The organism is Burkholderia sp. LMU1-1-1.1 (genome assembly GCF_040675865.1).
Taxonomy (GTDB): Bacteria; Pseudomonadota; Gammaproteobacteria; order Burkholderiales; family Burkholderiaceae_D; genus Rugamonas.
In genome coordinates this window covers 450793-470483 of the sequence record NZ_JBEGHG010000001.1, presented here as the reverse complement: position 1 = coordinate 470483, position 19691 = coordinate 450793, and the positions used below count along the sequence as shown (strand labels likewise).

Annotated in this window: 18 protein-coding genes and 1 riboswitch; of the genes, 17 read left to right on the top strand and 1 reads right to left on the bottom strand. The window is 65.6% G+C overall.

The features are described from left to right. Positions 1-118: 118 nt before the first annotated feature. The 15 genes from MRBLMU1_RS01840 to MRBLMU1_RS01770 all read left to right on the top strand — a co-directional run bounded on the left by MRBLMU1_RS01840 (position 119) and on the right by MRBLMU1_RS01770 (position 16710). Entirely contained in the window at positions 119-1783 is a 1665-nt protein-coding gene (locus MRBLMU1_RS01840) for a DUF1302 domain-containing protein (protein WP_363496126.1), read from the top strand. A 28-nt stretch (positions 1784-1811) separates the two neighbouring features. After that, positions 1812-3170: a DUF1329 domain-containing protein gene (locus MRBLMU1_RS01835; protein WP_363496123.1), complete on the top strand. Its 1359-nt coding sequence runs from the start codon at positions 1812-1814 to the stop codon at positions 3168-3170. After that, positions 3167-4288 carry a WD40/YVTN/BNR-like repeat-containing protein gene (locus tag MRBLMU1_RS01830; protein ID WP_363496120.1) on the top strand — a complete coding sequence of 374 codons (1122 nt, stop codon included), beginning with the start codon at positions 3167-3169 and terminating at the stop codon, positions 4286-4288. Before MRBLMU1_RS01835 ends, MRBLMU1_RS01830 begins: the two co-directional genes overlap by 4 nt. Beyond that, positions 4285-6723, top strand: a complete 2439-nt coding sequence (locus MRBLMU1_RS01825; RefSeq protein WP_363496117.1) for an efflux RND transporter permease subunit — start codon at positions 4285-4287, stop codon at positions 6721-6723. Before MRBLMU1_RS01830 ends, MRBLMU1_RS01825 begins: the two co-directional genes overlap by 4 nt. 11 nt (positions 6724-6734) lie before the next feature. After that, positions 6735-7901, top strand: a complete 1167-nt coding sequence (locus MRBLMU1_RS01820) for an alpha/beta hydrolase family protein (protein WP_363496114.1) — start codon at positions 6735-6737, stop codon at positions 7899-7901. A gap of 13 nt (positions 7902-7914) precedes the next feature. After that, complete coding sequence (locus tag MRBLMU1_RS01815; RefSeq protein ID WP_363496111.1) at positions 7915-8838, top strand: VOC family protein; 924 nt, start codon at positions 7915-7917, stop codon at positions 8836-8838. Next, positions 8835-9164, top strand: coding sequence for a Rieske (2Fe-2S) protein (locus MRBLMU1_RS01810; protein ID WP_363496108.1), 330 nt, complete (start codon positions 8835-8837; stop codon positions 9162-9164). Before MRBLMU1_RS01815 ends, MRBLMU1_RS01810 begins: the two co-directional genes overlap by 4 nt. A 17-nt stretch (positions 9165-9181) precedes the next feature. Continuing rightward, a complete protein-coding gene (locus tag MRBLMU1_RS01805; protein WP_363496105.1) occupies positions 9182-10309 on the top strand; it encodes an FAD-dependent oxidoreductase in 1128 nt (375 codons plus the stop codon). A gap of 32 nt (positions 10310-10341) precedes the next feature. Beyond that, entirely contained in the window at positions 10342-11490 is a 1149-nt protein-coding gene (locus tag MRBLMU1_RS01800) for an MFS transporter (RefSeq protein WP_363496102.1), read from the top strand. A gap of 8 nt (positions 11491-11498) precedes the next feature. Continuing rightward, positions 11499-12314 (top strand): cyclase family protein, encoded by an 816-nt coding sequence (locus MRBLMU1_RS01795; RefSeq protein ID WP_363496099.1) that lies wholly within the window; start codon positions 11499-11501, stop codon positions 12312-12314. A gap of 8 nt (positions 12315-12322) precedes the next feature. Then, a complete protein-coding gene (locus tag MRBLMU1_RS01790) occupies positions 12323-12913 on the top strand; it encodes a cupin domain-containing protein (RefSeq protein WP_363496461.1) in 591 nt (196 codons plus the stop codon). 7 nt (positions 12914-12920) lie between these two features. Then, a complete protein-coding gene (locus tag MRBLMU1_RS01785) occupies positions 12921-13913 on the top strand; it encodes a fumarylacetoacetate hydrolase family protein (protein WP_363496096.1) in 993 nt (330 codons plus the stop codon). Between the two features lie 21 nt (positions 13914-13934). After that, positions 13935-14657, top strand: coding sequence for an EthD domain-containing protein (locus MRBLMU1_RS01780; RefSeq protein ID WP_363496094.1), 723 nt, complete (start codon positions 13935-13937; stop codon positions 14655-14657). Continuing rightward, positions 14654-15625 (top strand): NAD-dependent epimerase/dehydratase family protein, encoded by a 972-nt coding sequence (locus tag MRBLMU1_RS01775; protein WP_363496091.1) that lies wholly within the window; start codon positions 14654-14656, stop codon positions 15623-15625. The genes MRBLMU1_RS01780 and MRBLMU1_RS01775 overlap by 4 nt, the downstream gene beginning before the upstream one ends. Positions 15626-15714: 89 nt before the next feature. Next, on the top strand, positions 15715-16710 hold the full coding sequence (locus MRBLMU1_RS01770) for a ribonuclease T2 family protein (protein ID WP_363496089.1): 996 nt from the start codon (positions 15715-15717) through the stop codon (positions 16708-16710). 18 nt (positions 16711-16728) lie between these two features. Here the strand turns inward: MRBLMU1_RS01770 and MRBLMU1_RS01765 are convergent, their stop codons facing one another. After that, positions 16729-18279: a sensor domain-containing diguanylate cyclase gene (locus tag MRBLMU1_RS01765; protein WP_363496086.1), complete on the bottom strand. Its 1551-nt coding sequence runs from the start codon at positions 18277-18279 to the stop codon at positions 16729-16731. 218 nt (positions 18280-18497) lie between these two features. Here MRBLMU1_RS01765 and MRBLMU1_RS01760 point away from each other — a divergent pair, with 218 nt between their 5' ends. Both MRBLMU1_RS01760 and MRBLMU1_RS01755 read left to right on the top strand, forming a co-directional pair. After that, on the top strand, positions 18498-19019 hold the full coding sequence (locus MRBLMU1_RS01760; protein WP_363496083.1) for a GNAT family N-acetyltransferase: 522 nt from the start codon (positions 18498-18500) through the stop codon (positions 19017-19019). Between the two features lie 77 nt (positions 19020-19096). Further along, positions 19097-19326: riboswitch (cobalamin riboswitch) on the top strand. A gap of 160 nt (positions 19327-19486) precedes the next feature. Then, on the top strand, positions 19487-19684 hold the full coding sequence (locus tag MRBLMU1_RS01755; RefSeq protein WP_363496080.1) for a CbtB domain-containing protein: 198 nt from the start codon (positions 19487-19489) through the stop codon (positions 19682-19684). Positions 19685-19691: the final 7 nt, after the last annotated feature.

The following is a 19691-nucleotide window of genomic DNA, read 5'->3' as shown; positions in this document are numbered from 1 at the left end:
GCGCGTCAATACATTGCATTGATACAAACCATTTTACCAAATGGATCAGGGTTCGTAAGCTGGCTCCAGGCGATCAGGAATATCGCCAATAAAAATACCTACAACAACGGAGACAGCGATGCAAAAGAGTTCCAGGCAGGGCCGGTTACGACTGGCGGTGGGGAGGTACGCGTTCGCGGGGGCGGCGATGGCGGCGGCTCCGGGGCAGGCGGTCGATCTCGACACCGGCAATCCAGATGTGGCACTGCGCTTCGATAACACCGTCAAAGCCAGCACCATCTACCGACTTCACGACGCCGATCCAACGCTGTTAAATTCATTTAACGCCAATGGCGGCCCGCAGGCGCTCAATTTCAACGCAGGCGACCAGAACTTCCGCAATGCCGGCGCGGTGTCGCAGCGGGTCGACCTGCTGTCGGAGTTCGATCTGGTGTACAAACGCGATTTCGGCCTGCGCGTCAGCGGCGCCGCCTGGTACGACCGGGCGTATCACCGCGACACCGACGCCGCCAGCGATCCGACCCTCGGCCAGCGGCCCTACAACCGCTTCCAGTCCTACACCCGCAAGATGGCGGGCGAGAAGGCCGAACTGCTCGACGCCTTCGTCTTCGGTGGCGTCACGCTCGATGGCGGCGGCAAAGTCAGCGCGCGTCTCGGGCGCCATGCGCTGGTGTATGGCGAGAGCCTGTTCTTCGGCGATAACGCCATCGCCGCCGCACAGGGGCCGAGCGACATCGCCAAGCTGATGGCGTCGCCGAACGCGCAATTCAAGGAGATCGTGCGCCCGGTGCCGCAGTTGTCGGCGCAATGGCAGGTGACGCCGAACGTCAGCGTCGGCGGCTATCTGCAGTTCCGCTGGGAGGAGAGCAGGGTGCCGCCGGCCGGCAGCTACTTCTCCAGCGCGAACATCCCGTGGAACTCCACCGGTCCGGAATATATCGGCATTCCAGCCGGTCCCGTGGCCGGCAACTACGTGCTTACGCCGGGCGGCGACGAGCACCCGCGTGACAGCGGCCAGTTCGGACTCCAGCTCAAATGGCGCCTCGACGAGACCGACCTGGGCTTTTACTTCGCCCGGTATCACGACAAGTTCGGCCAGCTGTTCGGACGACTCAATCCGGGCGCGCCGGCCACCGACAGCCGCTGGTACTTCGTGTTCGGCGACGATATCAAGGTCGCGGCCATCAGCGCCTCGCGCTCGGTGGGCGACTTCAACCTCTCGGCCGAAGCCTCGGTGCGCGACAACATGCCGCTGGTGGTCAACAACGCCATTTACTTCGGTCCTGCCGGCACCCCGCGTCCGGCGATACCGGTGGGACGCACCGCGCACCTGAACCTGTCGACGCTGGCGAACTTCGGCCCGAACTTCATCGCCAGCGAGAGCGCTTTCGTGGCGGAGGTGGCGTGGAACCGCCGCCTGAGCATGGACGATCCAAACAATGAGCTCGACAAGGGCCGCACGCGCGACGCCAGCATCGTGCAATTCACCTATACGCCGACTTATCGCCAGGCCTTGCCGGGACTGGACCTGAGCGTGCCGGTCGGCGCGCGCTACACCCTGGCCGGCCGTTCCAGCGTGACTTCCTGGGGACCGCGCCATACAGGCAACGCCAGCATCGGCCTCGATGGCAATTATCTCAACGTGTGGCAGATATCGCTGAACTACAACCACTACATCGGCGCCAGCGTGCCATCCACCGACTACCGCACCAGCGCCTTCGGCGATGGCAACGCGCTCGGCGACCGCGATTACATCTCGCTCAGCGTGCGTCGCACATTCTAAAAATACGAATAATTACGGAGACCAGACGATGAACAAGCACCTTATTTCCACCGCGTTGGCAGGCCTGGCGCTGGCGCTTCAGGCGGGAGCCGCTTCGGCGGCCGCCACCCCCGCCGAGGCGGCCAAGCTGAAGTCCGAACTGACGCCCCTCGGCGCTGAAAAGGCAGGCAACAAGGAGGGCACCATTCCCGCCTGGACCGGCGGCTATACCACCGCCATCCCCGGCGACAAGGCCGGCGGCCGCCGTGGCGATCCGTTCAAGGATGAGAAGCCGCTGTACTCCGTCACCGCGCAGAACATGGACAAATACGCGGAGCAGTTGACCGACGGCGTCAAGGCGCTGCTGAAAAAGTATCCGGAATACCGGCTCGACGTCTACCCGACGCACCGCACCGCCGCCGCGCCGCAGTACGTCTACGACAACACCTTCAAGAACGCCACGCGCGGGAAGATCGTCAACGAGGTGCCGGCCGACGTGGTGGGCGGCATTCCGTTTCCGCTGCCGAGGAGCGGCGAAGAGGTGATGTGGAACCACATGCTGCGCTGGCGCGGCAGCGCCTTCCAGACGCACTACGCGCAACATCAGATCACCGCCGCCGGCAAGGACGTGGTGGTCTCGGAAGGGGTGATCGACGCGCAGATCCCTTATTACTACCCCGAGGCGACGGTGGAGAGCTTCGCCAAGGCGCCGGAGACTTACCTGATCCGTCTGATCAACAGCGGGCCGCCGATCCGCGCCGGCGAGGCGATCATGGGCCGCGATCAGATCGATCTGGCCAAGACGCAGTCGTGGGTGTACCTGACCGGCCAGCGCCGCGTGCGCAAGCTGCCCAACCCCTGCTGCGATACGCCGTCTCCCGTCACCGGCGGTTTGATGAGCTTTGACGAGATCCAGACCTGGTCCGGACGGCTCGACCGCTTCGACTTCAAGATCGTCGGCAAGAAGGAGATGCTGATACCTTACAACGGCAACAAGCTGCTGCAGCCGAAGACCGACGCGGAAGTGATCACCAAGACCGGCGTCAATCCCGCCTTCCAGCGCTGGGAGCTGCACCGCACCTGGGTGGTGGACGCGACGCTGCGCAGCGGCCAGCGGCACCCGGCCGCGAAGAGCCGCTACTACTGCGACGAAGATACCTGGGCGTGCGTGTTGGGGGACCGCTGGGACGCCAACGGCCAGCTGTGGAAGACGTTGTGGTCGGCCACCTTTGTCGCCCCGGACCTGCCGGGCACCGTGATCGGCTCTTTCGGCTTCAACGATCTGCTGTCGGGAACCGCCTATGTCGGCGATCTGTATAACAGCAAGAGCGCCCACTACGTGCTCAAACCTCGTTACCCGGACAGCGTCTTCACGCCGGAATCGATGGCCGGGGACAGTGTGCGATGAAGTTCCGACGTTCCATCAAGCTGGCGGGAGCCGTCGCGCTGTCTGCGGTCTGCTCCGATTATTGCGCCGCCGCCAATGTGGCCGGTGGTTCGGCCACAGCCGGCCCAGCGCCGGTGCGGGGCGCGCTGGAACGCGCGGCGCCGGTGTCGGTGGCACCCGAACGGGCGTTGATGCTGGGCGCGGCGCAGTCCGGCCAACGCCTGGTGGCGGTGGGCGAGCGCGGGATCGCGCTGTGGTCCGACGACGCCGGTGTCCACTGGCGCCAGGCCGCCGTGCCGGTCGCCGTGACGCTGACGGCGGTGCGGCTGGTCGATGCGCGGCGCGGCTACGCCGTAGGCCACAGCGGCGTGGTGCTGCGCACCGTCGATGGCGGCCAGACCTGGAACAAATGCCTGGACGGCCACATGGCCGCAGGCATCGCGTTGGCCGCGGCCGAAGCGGGCGGCGACGCCCGAGCCCTGGCCGAGGCGCAGCGGCTCAAGGCCGACGGCGCCGACAAACCTTTGTTCGACCTGCATTTTTACGATGCCGATCACGGCATCGTGGTGGGCGCATACAACCTGGCCTTCAGCACTGCCGACGGCGGCCGCACCTGGCAAAGCCTGATGGCCGGCACGGCCAATCCGAAGGCGATGCATCTGTACGCGCTGCGCGCCCATGGCGACACCTTGCTGGTGGCCGGCGAACAGGGACTGGCGCTGCGCTCGGATGACCGTGGCCGCAGCTTCCGCAAGCTCGCGACGCCTTACAACGGCAGCTTTTTCACCGCCGAATTCCTTGATCTCGAAGGCCGCGACATGATGCTCGCCGGTCTGCGGGGCAATGTCTGGCGCAGCCGCGACGGCGGTGGCAGTTGGACCCAATGGGCCACGCCGCTGCCGGTGTCGATCACCGGCTCGGCGCTCATGGCGGGTTCCGCGACGGGTTCCGCCACGCCGGCGCTCGTGCTGGTCAACCAGGCCGGCCAGATCCTGCGCAGCGACGGCGGCACATTCAAACTGCGGCCCGGCGCGCCGCTGGGGCCGCTGGCCGGAGTGCTGCCGCTGAAAGATGGCGGAATGCTGGCATTGAGCTTCGCCGGCCCGGTGCGCATCGCCGCCAACGGAGGCGCCAAATGATCGCCTCCAACCGCCCGAATACCGACGACAAGGCCGGCCTGCTGGAACGCGTGCTCTTCACGCATCGCCTATGGGTGCTGCTGGTCTGCGCCGTCATCACCGCCTTGCTTGGTTGGCAAACCACGCGTTTGCAGTTGAACGCCAGTTTCGAGAAAACCATCCCGGCGCAGCATCCCTATGTGCGCAACTACCTCGCGTGGCAGGGCGAACTGACCGGGCTTGGCAACGCGGTGCGTATCGCCGTCGCCAATCCGGACGGCGGCATCTACCAGGCCAAGTACCTCGACACCTTGCGCCAGTTGAGCGACGAGGTATTCCTGGTCCCCGGCATCAACCGGGTCCAGATGAAGTCCCTGTGGACGCCGTCGACGCGCTGGGTCGGCGTGACCGAGGAGGGCCTCGAAGGTGGTCCGGTGATCCCCGAAGGTTACGACGGCGGCACCGCCAGCCTCGCACAGCTGCAAATGAATGTCGCCCGCTCCGGCGAGATCGGCCAATTGGTCGCCGCCGACGGCCGGTCCAGCGTCATCTATCTGCCGCTGCTGCTGCAGGCCGACGGCAAGCCGCTGGACTATGGCGTGCTGTCGGAGCGCCTCGAATCGCTGCGCCGGAAGTACGAGGCGCGAGGCGTCAAGGTCCACATCACCGGCTTCGCCAAGATATCGGGGGACCTGATCGCCGGCGTGCGCGCCATGCTGGGCTTCTTCGTCGCGGCGGTGCTGATCGCCATGGCGGCCGTCTACTGGAGCACCCGCTGCGTGCGTTCGACGCTGCTGGTGGTGGGCGCCTCGCTGGTCGCGGTGCTGTGGCAACTCGGCATGCTGCCGTTGCTGGGCTACTCGCTCGATCCCTACTCGATCCTGGTGCCGTTCCTGGTGTTCGCCATCGGCATGAGCCACGGCGCCCAGAAGATGAACGGCATCATGCAGGATATCGGGCGCGGTGTCACGCCGCTCGGCGCCGCGCGCCTGACCTTCCGCCGCCTGTTCCTGGCCGGCCTGACCGCGCTGCTGGCGGATGCCGTCGGTTTCGCGGTGCTGCTGATCATCGACATCCAGGCCATCCGTGAACTGGCCGCCGCCGCCAGCCTGGGCGTCGCGGTGCTGATCGTGACGAATCTGATCCTGTTACCGATCCTCCTGAGCTACACGGGCGTTAGCGCCAAGGCGGCGCAGCGTAGCCTGCAAGCCGACCGCCAGGCGGAAGCGGCATCCAGCGGACACAATCCGCAGGCCCGGCCAATGGGTATCGCCGGCATTCTGGACCGCTTCACGCAGCGGCGCTGGGCCACGGCGGCGGTGATCGGCGCGGTGATATTGGGCACGGGCGGCTTCGTCGCCAGCCAGCACCTGGCGATCGGCGACCTCGATCCGGGCGCGCCGGAGCTGCGCGCCGGCAGCCGTTACAACCGCGACGCCGCCTTCATGAACAGCAGCTACGGCGCTGCGGGCGACGTGCTGGCGGTGATGGTCACCACGCCGGACGGAGGCTGTTCGCGCTACGACACCCTCAACAAGGTCGACGCGCTCGAATGGCGCCTGCGCCAGCTGCCCGGCGTGGACAACACCAATACGCTGGCCCTGTTGAACCGCCGCGTGCTGGTCGGCCTGAACGAGGGCAATCCGAAATGGTACGAGCTGTTGTCCAACCAGGACATGCTCAACACCGTCACCGCCGGCGCGCCGCGCGGACTGTACAACGACTCTTGCAGCCTGCTGACGGTGTACGCCTACCTGCGCGACCACAAGGCCGAGACACTGGCCACGGTGGTCGCCAGCGTCGAGGAATTCGCCCGCGCCAACGACACCGCCGACACCAAGTTCCTGCTGGCCGCCGGCTCGGCCGGCATCGAGGCCGCGACCAACATAGTAGTGCGCGACGCCTGGCGCAAGATGCTGGCACTGGTCTACGGCGCGGTCGCGGTGCTGTGCTTCGTCACGTTCCGCTCCTGGCGCGCGGTGCTGGTGGCTGTGCTGCCGTTGATGCTCACTTCCGTGTTGGCGGAAGCCTTGATGGTCGCCCTGGGCATGGGTGTCAAGGTCGCCACCTTGCCGGTGATCGCGCTCGGCGTGGGCATCGGCGTCGATTACGCGCTGTATATCCTCAGCGTGACGCTGGCGCGCATGCGTGCCGGCGCCACGCTGTCGCAGGCCTATCACCAGGCGCTGCTCTTCACCGGCAAGGTCGTCATGCTGACCGGGATAACGCTGGCCGCCGGCGTGATCACCTGGGTCGCCAGCCCGATCAAGTTCCAGGCCGATATGGGGCTGCTGCTGGCCTTCATGTTCCTCTGGAATATGCTCGGCGCACTGATCCTGTTGCCGGCGCTGGCGCACTTCCTGTTGCGTCCTTCGCGGTCCGTGTCCGCGCAGGCCGCGACGTCGTCCACCCGTCCGGCCAAGGCCGAGGCGGATATTTCATCCACCCTGACATAAAGTTGATCCCCATGTTCCGTTACTTCCCCACCAACTACGTCTGGAACCTGTCCGTCGATCTATCGATCGAAATGGGCGCGAAGATCGGCGAGATCGAGGAGATGTGCGCGCCGTTGCAGCAGGCGGCCAACCAGCCCGACGCCGCCGGCACCGCCGCCTTCCGCGAAACCTGGCAGCGCATGGCCGACAAGCTTTGCGGCCTGGCCGAAGACGACGAGGCACGCGGCCGCAAGATCTCGGCCGGCGACAAGTATCTGCGCGCGGCCAATTACCTGCTGACGTGCGAGCGGCTGCAGGCGCACGGCGCGCCCGGACGCGTCGAGTTGTACCAGCGCTTCCTCGATGTCTTCGGGCGCGGCGCGCGCCTGGCCGGCGCGCCCTGCGAACAGGTGCGCATCCCCTATGGCGACACTTTTCTCAGCGGCCTGTATGTGCCGGCCGAAGGCGTCGACGGCCCGGCGCCGTTGCTGGTGCAGGTCAACGGCCTCGATTCGACCAAGGAGATGAAGTACCTGGTCGGACTGCCGGCATGGCTGGCCAAACGCGGTGTCGCCTCGCTGCTGGTGGACCAGCCGGGCACCGGCGACGCGCTACGCCTGCGCGGGCTGACCGCGCGCTACGACAGCGAGCATTGGGCCAGTCCGGTGGTCGACTGGCTGGAACAGCGCGCCGACGTCGATCCGAAGCGCATCGGCATGGAGGGGGTGTCGCTGGGCGGTTATTACTGCCCGCGCGCGGTCGCTTTCGAGCCGCGCTTCGCCTGCGGCGTGGTCTGGGGCGCCAATCACGACTGGCGCGATGTGCAAAAGCGCCGCATGGCGAAAGAGGGCAACCTGCCGGTGCCGCACTACTGGGCGCACGTGCGCTGGGTGTGGGGCGCCAGGGACAACGACGAATTCATGCGGATCGCCGAGGACGTGCATCTGGACGGCATCCTTGACCGCATCAAGGTGCCGTTCCTGGTCACGCACGGCGAGAAGGACAGCCAGATTCCGCTGCATTGGGCCGAGCGCACCTATGAGCAGCTGGTCAACAGCCCGCGCCGGGAACTGAAGATCTTCACCGACCGCGAAGGCGGCGTGCAGCACTCCAGCTTTGACAACTCCGCCAACGCCGGCGCGTACATCGCCGACTGGGTGGCCGAAACACTGGGCGGCCGCACCGCCCCAACCAACTAACAAGGAAACCACGATGAAGATCATCGGACCCGATGCGCTGTTGTTCGGCGTCGACGACATGGCCGCATGTACGCAATACCTGACCGACTATGGCCTGGAGCCGGTCGGAGGCAACCGCTTCGAGGCGCTGGACGGCACCGCGGTGGTGCTGGCCCACAAGGACGACCCCGGCCTGCCGGCGCCAATGCCCACCGCGACCATGCTGCGCAAGACCATCTACGGCGTCGCCGACCAGGCCACACTGGATCAAATCGCCCAGGAGGTGGGCCGCGACCGCGAAGTGCGCAAGCTCGCCGATGGCTCGCTGGAGACAGAGGACGACGCCGGCTTCACACTGGGCTTCCAGATCACAGTGCGCCGTCCCATCGCGCTGGCGGCGGAAACCGTCAACGCGCCCGGCGCGCCGGCGCAGCGCGGCGCCAACCGAATCGCCTTCGATATCACCGCCCAGCCGCGTCCGCGTTCTCTCTCGCATGTGGTGTATTTCGTGCCGGACGCCGACGCGGCGGAGGCTTTCTATACCCGACTGGGCTTCGTCTGCACCGACCGCTTCACCGGCGTCGGACCGTTCCTGCGTCCCGGCGGCAGCGAAGACCACCATACGCTGTTCATGATCCAGACCCCGCCATTCATGAAGGGCTGCGAGCACTTCACCTTCCACATGGGCGGGCCGACCGAAGTGATGCTGGCCGGGACGCGCTTCGTCGAGAAGGGTTACCAGTCGTTCTGGGGACCGGGGCGCCACCTGTTCGGCTCCAACTGGTTCTGGTACTTCAACAGCCCATTGGGCTGCCACGTGGAGTACGACGCCGACATGGACCTGCACGACGATGAGTGGACCGCGCGCGTGGCGCCGATGGGTGCCGACGCCTCGCAGCTGTTCCTGTTCCAGCACCGCGAGAAGTGGGCGCCGAGCGGCCCGCCGCCGAAGGCATGACCGCCCGCACGCTGCTGTGCCGCGCCGACGAATTGCCGGACGGCGCGAGCAAAGGTTTCGCGCGCTGGGGCGTGTTCGTGTTGCGCGTGCAGGGCGGCGTGCATGCGTACCGCGACGCCTGTCCGCACTACGGCGACACGCCGCTGGCGTGGCGCAGCGACGCCTACCTGAACGCCGATGGCACCCGCATCGTGTGCGCCGCGCACGGCGCCCAATTCGAGCCATCGACCGGTTTGTGCACGCTGGGACCGTGCCTGGGACAGGGTTTGACGCCGGCGCCGGTGACGGTCGCGCCCAACGGCGACCTGTGGTTGGAACATACATAAAACTAGGAGATAAAAACATGAGTGCATTGAACAAGGCCCTGATCGTCGGGGGCGGATTTTCCGGCATGGCGGCGGCGATCGAACTGCGCAAGCGCGGCGTCGAAGTGGACCTGGTCGAGATCGATCCGCAGTGGCGTTCCTACGGCGCCGGCATCAGCCTGGGCGGAGCGACCTTGCGGGCTTTCGGCGTGCTGGGCATCCTGGAGCGCTTCCTGCAACGCGGTTACGCCGCCGATGGCGTCGACCTGTACGCGCCGCATGGAGCACACCTTGCGCAACTGCCGACGCCGCGCATCGCCGGGGACAAGGTCCCCGGCGGCGCCGCCATCATGCGGCCGGTGCTGGCCAAGCTGATGGCGGAGGCGACGCTGGAGGCGGGCGTGAATGTGCGCCTGGGCTGCAGCTTCACATCGCTGACACAGGACGACGACGGTGTCGATGTCGAACTGACCGATGGCGGCAAGCACCGCTACGACGTGGTGATCGGGGCCGACGGCCTGTATTCCAGAATGCGCGCACTGCTGTTCCCGGAGGCGCCGAAGCCACGCTATTCGGGGCAGGGCGTGTGGCGCGCGGTGCTGCCGCGTCCCGCCGATCTGGTGCGGCCGGCGATGTGGCTGGGACCAAAAATCAAGACCGGTGTCAATCCGGTGTCCGAGACCGAGCTGTATCTGTTCGTCACCGAGGACCGCGAAACCAATTGCCACATCCCGCTTGATCAGCAGCCGGAGATGCTGCGCGCGCTGCTGGCGCCATTCCCGGCGCCGCTGATGCAGCAGCTTCGCGATCAGATAGGCCCACATTCGCAGGTGATCTACCGTCCGCTGGAGAGCCTTCTGTTGCCGCATCCATGGTATCGCGGCCGCGTGGTGCTGATCGGCGATGCGGTGCACGCCACCACCCCGCACCTGGCTTCCGGCGCCTGCATCGGTATCGAGGATGGACTGGTGGTGGCAGAGGAACTGGGCCGGGCCGCCAGCGTCGACGAGGCCCTGCGCCGCTTCCAGGAGCGCCGTTATGAGCGGTGCCGCATGGTGGTCGACAATTCCGACCGCCTTGGCGTGATCGAGATCAGCGGCGGCGACAAGCAGGAACACGCCGCCATCATGCGCGCCTCGATGATGGCGCTGGCCGAACCGATCTGATAGCACCGAACAATAAAAATGGAGACCGCATCATGATCAAGACCGATAGTTTCACGGGCCGCTGCGTCCTGATGGTGGCGCATTGCGCCGGCATGCTGGACCTGGTGGCGCTGCCGGTGTGGGTGGGCACGCTGATTTCAAAGTATGGGCTCGATCCGCAGCAGGCCGGCGGCCTGGCCACGCTGTTCCTGGTGGGCGCTGTCCTCAGCAGCCTGTTTTTCGCCCCGCGCCTGCCGCGCTATAACGGCCGCGTGGCGGCGACCTGCGGGTTCGGCTTGGCGGTGCTGTCGTTCCTGGCGCTGTCGATGACGCGCGACTACACCACTATGATGGCGCTGCACGCGCTGGCCGGCGCGTCGGCCGGCTGCGCCTTGAGCTTCACCCACGGCACCATCGGCCGCAGCGCCGATCCGCACCGGCTGTTCGCGCTGGTGGGCATCGCCATTGGTTTCTTCGCGCTGGCGTTTTTTGCCGTCGCGCCGCAACTGGTGGCCGCTTTCGGCGGCGGCGCGCTGTTCCAGCTGTTCGCCGCCATCATGGCGGTGGCCACGCTGGCGACGGCGGCCGGGTTCCCGCAACCGGCGCCGTCCGACAAGGCGCCCGGCATCGCGCCTACGGCGGGACGGCTCGATCCGGCCGTGTGGTACGTGGTGTTCGGCGTCGGCTGCCTGGCGCTGGTGCAGTCGATGACCTTTAGTTTCGTCGAGCGTATCGGCATCGACCGTGGTTTTGGTTTCGCCGCCGTCTCGGGCGTGTTGATCGCGCTGGGCATGGTGAACCTGGTGCCGGCCCCGCTGGCGGTGCTGCTGCAACGCCGCCTGCCGGGACATCGGGTGATGCTGGCCGGTCCGATCATCCAGGCGGCGATCGTGTTGACGATCACCCAGAGCTCGACCTTTCCGCCGTACGCGTTGGCCACCGCGGTGCTGGTCAGCGTGCTGATTTTCACCCATACCTTCGCCTTCGGCGCCATCGCGGCGCTCGATCCGAGCGGCCGCGCGGCGGCGGCCACGCCGGCGACCTTGATGACCGGCGCCGCCATCGGGCCGCTGCTGGGAGGCACGCTGGTTAAAAGCGCCGGTTACGGCAGCATAGGCATCGCCGCCGCCGTGCTGGCGGTGCTGGCGGTGCTCAGCTTCCGCCGCGCGCAGTCGCGTCCCGTTCTTGTTCCATCCCTGTGAGGTTTCGCATGAAAAACAAACGTTCGTATCGCTTCGTCGATTTGTCGATTTACCTGGAAAACGACGTGCTGTCCGATCCGCCGCCGCTGGCGCCGAAGATCACCTATCAAACCCACGCCGACACGCTGCCGGAGTTCATGGCCATGCTGCCCGGGACCAAGGCGGAAGATTATCCGGAGGGGGAGGCCGCAGCCGCCGAATGGGTCACGCTGACCACCCATAACGGCACCCACCTCGACGCGCCTTACCACTTCCATTCGACGATGGACGCCAGCCTGGGCGAACGCAAGCCGTCGATTACTATCGACGAGGTGCCGCTGGAGTGGTGCTTCCAGACCGGCGTCAAGCTCGATTTCCGCCACTTCGCCGACGGTTATGTGGCCACCGCCGCCGACGTCGAGGCGGAACTGAAACGCATCGGCTATGAGCTGCAACCGCTCGATATCGTGGTTGTCAATACCCGCGCCGGCTCGCGCTATGGCCACGCCGACTACCTCGGCGCCGGCTGCGGCATGGGCTACGAGGCTACCATGTACCTGCTCGAGCGCGGCGTGCGCCTGACCGGCACCGATGCCTGGAGCTGGGATGCGCCGTTCTCGTACACCGCCAGGAAGATCGCGGAGACCGGCGACGTGTCGCTGATCTGGGAGGGCCACAAGGCGGGCCGCGACATCGGCTACTGTCATCTGGAGAAGCTGCACAACCTGGAGGCGCTGCCGTCGCACGGTTTCACCATCAGCTGCTTCCCGCACAAGATCCGCCGCGCGTCGGCCGGCTGGACCCGCGCCGTGGCGATCTTCGATGACGCCGAGGTAGCCGCATGAGTAGCCACGTGAGCCTTCCGGCCATCCATCGCGTCGTTACCGGCCACGACGCGCAAGGGCGCGCGGTGATCGCGTCCGACGGCCCGCTGCCCACCGTGATAGAGATCGCGGCCATTCCCGGAACGGTTTTCCATGAAGTGTGGAGCACCGACGACACCCCGGCGATATTGGACAACGGCGACGATCCGACCCTCGCGCCCCTGATGCTGCCGCCGCCGCGCAACGGCACGCGCGTGCGCTTCGTCGATATTCCTCCCGATACCGAGGAGTTCCTGGCGCACGGCGCGGACAAGATGCACAAGGCGTTCACGCAGGCCGGCGACGCCGGGGCGTCCACCGTGGCGGAGGATTCGCCGCATCCGCTGATGCACCGCACCGAGTCGATCGACTACGGCGTGGTGATCGAAGGCGAATTGACGTTGGTGCTGGACCGGGGCGAAGCGCGCCTCGGCCCCGGCAGCGTCGTGGTGCAACGTGGTACCAACCACGCCTGGGCCAATCGATCGGACCGTGTCTGCCGCATGCTGTTCGTCCTCGTAGGAGGACGCTACGCGCCGGAAATCGAAGCCGGCGCCCCCGGCGACCGCTCATCAACATAGGATCAACATGAAATTTGCCACACTTACCACCGGACATCCGGACGGCCGCCTGCTGCTGGTGTCGCGCGATCTGAAAACGGCGGTCGATGCCGGTGCCATCGCTCCGACGTTGCTGGCGGCGCTGGAGCAATGGGACCGCGTCAAGGCGCCGTTGGAACAGCTGTATGAAGCGCTCAACGCCGGCCGCGCGCAGGCCAGCTTCGCCTTCGTCCCGCAGCGCTGCGGGGCGCCGCTGCCGCGCGCACCGCAATGGCTGGACGCCTCGGCCTTCCTCAATCACGGCCGTCTGATGGAGCAGGCCTTCAACACCACGCCGATACCGGACTTCGACACCATCCCGGTGATGTATCAGGGCGCCAGCGACGATTTTCTTGGGCCCCATGTGGACATCGCCCTTCCCAGCGAAGCGGACGGCATCGATTTCGAGGGCGAATTCGGCGTCGTGGTCGGCGCGGTGCCGCTGGGCGCGACGCCGCAAGAGGCGCTCGACGCCGTGCGGCTGGTGGTGCAGATCAACGACTGGAGCCTGCGCGCGCTGGGACCGCGCGAGATGCGCACCGGTTTCGGCTTCCTGCAGGCCAAGCCGTCGACCAGCTTCGCGCCGGTGGCCGTGACGCCGGATGAACTGGGCGGCGCGTGGCGGGAGGGGCGCGTGCACCTGGCGCTGGAGGTCCAGCACAACGGCAAACGCTTCGGCGAACCGCACGGACGCGAAATGCAGTTCAGCTTCGGGCAACTGGTGGCCCATGCGGCGCGCTCGCGCCGTCTGAGCGCGGGGACCATTGTCGGCTCGGGCACGGTCTCGAATGTCGACCGGGCTGCCGGCTCGGCGTGTATCGCCGAACGCCGGGTGATCGAGATCATCGACGCCGGCTTCGCCAGCACGCCGTTCATGAAGTTCGGCGACCGCGTGCGCATGCAGGCGCGCGGCGACGATGGCGCCGACGGTCCGTTCGGCGTGATCGACCAGCGCGTGGTGCGGTCCGCGCACGCCGGCTAAGCCACTCATTCAGGAGAACATATGCTTAAGTTGATGATTGTCGGCCGCCGCCGTGGCGGCATGACCTTGCGGCAATGCCATAGCTATATGCGCGACGTGCACGGCGCCGCCGTGGTGCGTTTCATCGGCGGGCAGCCGCATCTGGCACCGCGCCGGTATATTCAGAATCACGTGTTCGACGGCTGCTTCCGGGTCCCCGATGGCGGCGCCGACACCTTTGCCGCCGCCCGGGACTTCGTCACCCAGGTCTGGTTCGACGATCCGGCGCAGGCGGCGGCCGCGATGTCCGCGCCGTTCTACCGCGAGACCTTGCAACCGGACGAGGATCGATTCGTCGACCAGGCCAGCGTGGTCAAGCTGCCGGTGGCGGAACGGGAAGTTCTCGGTCGCGGCGGCCGCGATGGCGCCAGCAAGGTGTTTGTGATGCTGCGCGCGGCTCCCGGTGTCACGCTGGACGATCTTGCCGCGGCCAGCGCACCGGTGTGGCGTCGGTTGCTGGAGGAAGAGAGCCTGGGCATCGAATGCGTCGTTCGCAACCAGGTGTTGGCGCGTCCCGGCGAGCCGGCGCCCTCGGTCGACCTGGTGGATGAAGTTTGGCTGTCGAACGACGATGCCGCCCTCGGCCTGGGCGAGCGTTGGCTGGCGATTGCGGCCAATGAGCAACTGGCGGCCATGCTGGCGCCGGGGTCGGTCGTCGTGTTGACGGCGCGGCAGCACGTCCTGTTCGCCGGGGCGGCCGCATGAACGTCGTGGTCACCGGCGGCAGCGGCTTTGTCGGCCGGGCGCTGGTGCGGCGTCTGCTGGAGGATGGTGTCGGCGGCCGCCACGTCACCGCTTTGACGTCGATAGACATGCGTTTCGACCGCGCCGCGACAGACCCGCGCGTGTGCCAGTTGCAAGGGAGCGTTGCCGACACCGCGCTGCTGGCGCAAGCCTTCGCGCAGCCGGTCGATGTACTTTTCCACCTGGCCAGCGTGCCGGGTGGGGCGGCGGAGCAGGATTTCGCGCTCGGACTGTCGGTCAACCTGCATGCGACGATGGCGCTGCTGGAGTGCTGCCGTGTTCAGGCCCAGGGCCAAGGGCGGAGCCGGCCGCCGGTGCTGGTCTATTCGAGCAGCATCGCCGTGTATGGCGCGCCGCTGCCGGAGCATATCGGCGACGACACGCCGATGCGGCCGCACCTGAGTTACGGCGCCCACAAACTCGCCTGCGAGGTGCTGATCCAGGATTACAGCCGGCGCGGCTGGCTGGATGGGCGCATCCTGCGCCTGCCGGGCATCGTTGCGCGCCCGCCAGCGCCATCCGGCCTGCTGTCGGCCTTCATGAGCGACATCTTCTGGCGACTCAGGGATGGCGAACGCTTTACGTGTCCGGTGTCGGCACAGGCGGTCGCCTGGTGGATGTCGGTGGGCTGCTGCGTGGACAACCTGCTGCACGCGGCGGCCCTGGCGCCAGCGCATGCGGCCGGGCGCCGCGACTACACCTTGCCGGTGCTGCGGCTGACCATCGCCGAAGTGGTGGACGGCCTGGCGCTGGAATTCGGCGACGATCGCCGCGCGCTGGTCGAGTATCGGCCGGACGAACGCCTGGAGCAGGGCTTCGGACGCCAGCCGCCGCTCGATGCGTCGGCCGCCGAGCGGGCCGGCTTCCACCACGACGGCGATCTGCGGCGCTTGATCGTCAACGCCGTGGCGCCGGGAGGACCAGTCTAAATCAACATATTCGCCGTACCAGGCGCACCGTAGCCTTTTATTAAGAAAGTCCGCTAAGATATCGGCATTTCGTTTATTCAGGAGCCGATATGCCCCGTCACACCGTCCCCGCAGCCGCCTTCTTGCTAGTGTTTACCGCGTTCGGTTGCAGCGCCAGCGAATCGGCCAATGGCAGTTTCACCGCCATTAAGAGCTGCGAGGCTTTCTCTTCCTTCGCCAAACAAAGCAATCCGGGCGCGCAGAAAATCGTGCCGGGAACCGAATACACGGTCCGCGAGATCAACAAGGTCGATTACGACTGGATCAGGGTCGAGGTACCGGGCGCGCAGCCGGCATTGCGCTGGGTGCGCAAGGAATGCGGTACGCCGGAGTTGAGCGATAAGCCGAGCAAGGCGCAGCGCGGGCGCGAGATCGCCGCCGCCGGAGGCTCGTGCAACATCGCCAACAAGCAGGATAGCTATCTGCTGGCGATCACCTGGCAGCCGGGTTTTTGCGAACACGTTAAATACAATGGCAAAAAGCCGGAATGCGACGCCATGAACGGCGGCACGCTGCAGGCGAAGAACCTGAACCTGCATGGCCTGTGGCCGAACAAAAAGGAGTGCGGTAACAATTACGGCAGCTGCAAGGGCGAGCAGTTCTCGCTGAAGCAGGAAACCATCGACAAGGTGGCGCCGTGGATGCCGAACTTCTTCTACGAGCGAACCTTCGGCGCCTACGAGTGGAACAAGCATGGCAAATGCCAATCGCTGTCGCCGGACGACTATTTCATCAAGGCCGCGTCGGCGGTGCGGGTGGTGAACGATTCGGAAGTGGGCAAGATCGTGTTGGGCAGCGTTGGCAAGTCGTTCCGGGTCAACGATTTCTTCGAGCGGGTGAAGGCTAGCTACGGCGCCCAGGTCGCCGACAGCATCACGCTGATTTGCACGCAGCGTAAATACCTTCAGGAGATCCGTGTTTCGCTGCCGCTCGAATTCAGCACCGACGGTGAATTGAAGCAGATGGTGGGCAACGCCGCGCCTGCGCGTACGCGCGCGGTGGGCTGCGGCGACGAGGTGTATGTGGAAGGCGCCGGCCGCGATTGACCGGCCGCCTGGGCGACCTTAGTCGATCGTGACGGCGCGCGCCCGCTTGCGCTCCGCCTTGCACTTGTACATGGAATCGTCGGCGAACGCGATCAGGTCGTCGGCGGTGCTGGCCGACTGCGGATACACGGCCACGCCGATGCTGGCGGCGGCCAGCAATTCATGGCCGTCTATTTCGTAGGGCATCGCCATGCGGTGGGAAAGCTTTTCGACGACGCCGGCCGCGTCCTCCTCGCCGCTGGCGACCAGCACCACCGCGAACTCGTCGCCACCGAGCCTTGCGGCCATGTCGGATTTCCGCAGTTCGGAGCGCAGGCGGTCGGCGGCATCTTTTAAAAGCTCGTCGCCCGCGCCATGGCCGTAGGTGTCGTTGATGAATTTGAAGTTGTCCAGATCCAGATACAGCACCGCCATCGGTTCCTGATTGCGTTCGCAGAGGCTCAACTGGCGGGCGAGGAACTCGGTGAACATGGCGCGGTTGGCCAGGCCGGTCAGCGGATCGTGCGTGGCCTGGTGCTTGGCCAGCGCGTGCATTCTCGACGCCTTGACCAGGGCCTGTCCCACTTCGTTCGCCTCGCGCAGGCCGTAGGTGGCCGGCTCGATGCTGTCGCCGGCGCCGAGGGCGAGCGCCGGCGCCACCAGGTCGCGGATCGAGCGGCTGATGCGGTTGCCGATGTACCAGGCGAACAGCAGGCCGCCGCCCAGCAGGAGGATGGTCGACAGCACCAGCGTCCACAGTTTGGCAAGCAACTGGGAGTTCAACACCTCGATGGGAATGCCGATGGCCACCGTCCATTGCGAATTGGGGGCCTTGGCCAGGACCGCCAGGATAGGCTTGCCGTCGAGCGTTTGGGTTTCGAAAGCGCCCTCCGGCCGTTCCCTCAGCCTTTCCAGCACCTCGGGAATAGCTTGCTGCCCGACGTAGCGATGCATGTCGCTGGTGCGCGCGACCACCGTGCCTTTGTTATCGAGGATGGTGGTGATCCAGTGTTCGGGATATTGCTGCTGCTTGAGGATGGTGCTGAAGCGCTCCACCGTCACCACCGCGCTCAAGGCGTGGAAACCGCCCGACTTTCTGATGGCCGGGATGCCGACCGAAACGATGTAGCGTTTGGAGACGGGTCCCATGAAGACCTGGGATATGGCGGTGGCGTCGTTGCTCCGCATGTAGGTCAACGACGGACCGAGGCCGGTGCTGGGCAGCGTGGTGCCGTAGGGTTGGAAGGTGTTGATCAACTGTTGTCCGGTACCGTCTTCGAGCAGGATGTTGAAGATGTCCTGGCTGGCGCAGATGGCGCGCGCCTGCCCGTAAAATGGTTTGAGGTCGTCGCCGATCAGGCTGGGGGAGGTGGCGAGCGCCTTGAGGGTCGATTCGATGACGGCGAATTCCTTGTCGACCGCCATCGCGTTGGCGTGGGCGGTCGTCATCGCGCTGCGAATGAAGGCGGCGCGCGCGAGCTCGTAGTCGGAGGCGATCATCCTCACCACCATCAGCGACGCGGGGACGATGCACGCCACCACCAGCCAGATTAGCCTGGTTCGAATGGAGGGCGCGTGAGCTAGTTTCATGATTAATGCTACCTCGTTATATTTATTCTTAATGAGGCGCGATACCCCTTTTTTCGTAATATTACAACAAGGAAAGTGCATCCGTAACCCAGTCTATCCGTTTGTTTTTATTTTCTGTACGAAAATGTCTGGATGGCAGGGATGGCCGTTGAAAGGCTTGAGATTTATCGTCTATCATGTTGACGAGTCTCAATCAAAATCCTTATTTCGGAGCCCCAATGCAACTCATCAGCTGTACGGAAGAGCGCCACGCGCGAGCCATTCTCGACATATTCAATGACGCGATCGCCAACTCGACCGCGCTCTACGAGTACCATCCGCGCACAATGGAAACGATGAAGAACTGGTTTGCGGCCAAGCGCGCCGGCGGCTATCCGGTCATCGGGCTGGAGGACGGGGCGGGCGAGTTGCTGGGATTCGCCAGCTACGGCGCGTTTCGCGGCTTTCCGGCCAATAAATACTCGGTCGAGCACTCGGTGTATGTGCGGGGCGACCAGCGCGGCAAGGGACTGGGACGCACTTTGCTAAGCGCTATCATCGACGCCGCGCGGCAGGCCGACCTGCACATCCTGGTCGGCGGCATCGACGCCGCCAACGCGGCCAGCATCGCCCTGCACGAGCAGCTGGGATTCGTGCACTCAGGGACCATTCGTCATGCCGCCTTCAAGTTCGACCGCTGGCTGGACCTGGCGTTCTATCAGCTGATGCTGAGCACACCGGCGCATCCGGTGGACGGCTGAAACCAGGACCGTATCGTCACCGGCCCGCGCACGATGGCATGATCGTCTTGCAATTCCGCAGTCGCAGACCTATACTGCGCCGGTAGTCAGCTTCTGGTATCTGCAAATGATCGTTTGCAGATTTAAATGGGAAGTCGGTGCGTCGTTCCGCTGGAACGGCAATGCCGGCGCTGCCCCCGCAACGGTAAGCGAGGTTAAGGATTTGTACGATGCCACTGTGCGATTGCATGGGAAGGCGCAAATCCAGGCGTGTCCGCACGGATGCCCACTCGCCAGCCCGGAAACCAGCCAGTAGCGGTAAACACGTTTGTATTGCGGAGGGCGATACGGGTGGAGAACTGTCATGGTTTGATCCGCGCATCTTCGTTCCGGTTCTCCCTTGGCGCCGCATTCGTCTCCCACCTGGTTCATCTTCCGATACGAGCTTTCCGACCCCGTGGTCGTCGCTGCTTTTCGGAGAAACCAATATGTCCATCAACACTATCCACGCCGGCCAAGCCGATGCGCATGTCCGTCCCGTCGCACTGAAAGACAAGCTGATTGCGGCCTTGATGGCCGCGAGCCTGGGCGCGGTGCTGTTGTTCGGCGCCGGTTTCGCATCGATGGAAGCGCTGCATAACGCGGCCCACGACAGCCGCCACTCGGCGGGCTTCCCGTGTCATTGAGCCGTAC

What these genes read in the sequence shown, in the direction of transcription:
- MRBLMU1_RS01840 (WP_363496126.1), top strand. Translation starts at nt 119, where the DNA reads ATGCAAAAGAGTTCCAGGCAGGGCCGGTTACGACTGGCGGTGGGGAGG.
- MRBLMU1_RS01835 (WP_363496123.1), top strand. Translation starts at nt 1,812, where the DNA reads ATGAACAAGCACCTTATTTCCACCGCGTTGGCAGGCCTGGCGCTGGCG.
- MRBLMU1_RS01830 (WP_363496120.1), top strand. Translation starts at nt 3,167, where the DNA reads ATGAAGTTCCGACGTTCCATCAAGCTGGCGGGAGCCGTCGCGCTGTCT.
- MRBLMU1_RS01825 (WP_363496117.1), top strand. Translation starts at nt 4,285, where the DNA reads ATGATCGCCTCCAACCGCCCGAATACCGACGACAAGGCCGGCCTGCTG.
- MRBLMU1_RS01820 (WP_363496114.1), top strand. Translation starts at nt 6,735, where the DNA reads ATGTTCCGTTACTTCCCCACCAACTACGTCTGGAACCTGTCCGTCGAT.
- MRBLMU1_RS01815 (WP_363496111.1), top strand. Translation starts at nt 7,915, where the DNA reads ATGAAGATCATCGGACCCGATGCGCTGTTGTTCGGCGTCGACGACATG.
- MRBLMU1_RS01810 (WP_363496108.1), top strand. Translation starts at nt 8,835, where the DNA reads ATGACCGCCCGCACGCTGCTGTGCCGCGCCGACGAATTGCCGGACGGC.
- MRBLMU1_RS01805 (WP_363496105.1), top strand. Translation starts at nt 9,182, where the DNA reads ATGAGTGCATTGAACAAGGCCCTGATCGTCGGGGGCGGATTTTCCGGC.
- MRBLMU1_RS01800 (WP_363496102.1), top strand. Translation starts at nt 10,342, where the DNA reads ATGATCAAGACCGATAGTTTCACGGGCCGCTGCGTCCTGATGGTGGCG.
- MRBLMU1_RS01795 (WP_363496099.1), top strand. Translation starts at nt 11,499, where the DNA reads ATGAAAAACAAACGTTCGTATCGCTTCGTCGATTTGTCGATTTACCTG.
- MRBLMU1_RS01785 (WP_363496096.1), top strand. Translation starts at nt 12,921, where the DNA reads ATGAAATTTGCCACACTTACCACCGGACATCCGGACGGCCGCCTGCTG.
- MRBLMU1_RS01780 (WP_363496094.1), top strand. Translation starts at nt 13,935, where the DNA reads ATGCTTAAGTTGATGATTGTCGGCCGCCGCCGTGGCGGCATGACCTTG.
- MRBLMU1_RS01775 (WP_363496091.1), top strand. Translation starts at nt 14,654, where the DNA reads ATGAACGTCGTGGTCACCGGCGGCAGCGGCTTTGTCGGCCGGGCGCTG.
- MRBLMU1_RS01770 (WP_363496089.1), top strand. Translation starts at nt 15,715, where the DNA reads ATGCCCCGTCACACCGTCCCCGCAGCCGCCTTCTTGCTAGTGTTTACC.
- MRBLMU1_RS01765 (WP_363496086.1), bottom strand. Translation starts at nt 18,279, where the DNA reads ATGAAACTAGCTCACGCGCCCTCCATTCGAACCAGGCTAATCTGGCTG.
- MRBLMU1_RS01760 (WP_363496083.1), top strand. Translation starts at nt 18,498, where the DNA reads ATGCAACTCATCAGCTGTACGGAAGAGCGCCACGCGCGAGCCATTCTC.
- MRBLMU1_RS01755 (WP_363496080.1), top strand. Translation starts at nt 19,487, where the DNA reads ATGTCCATCAACACTATCCACGCCGGCCAAGCCGATGCGCATGTCCGT.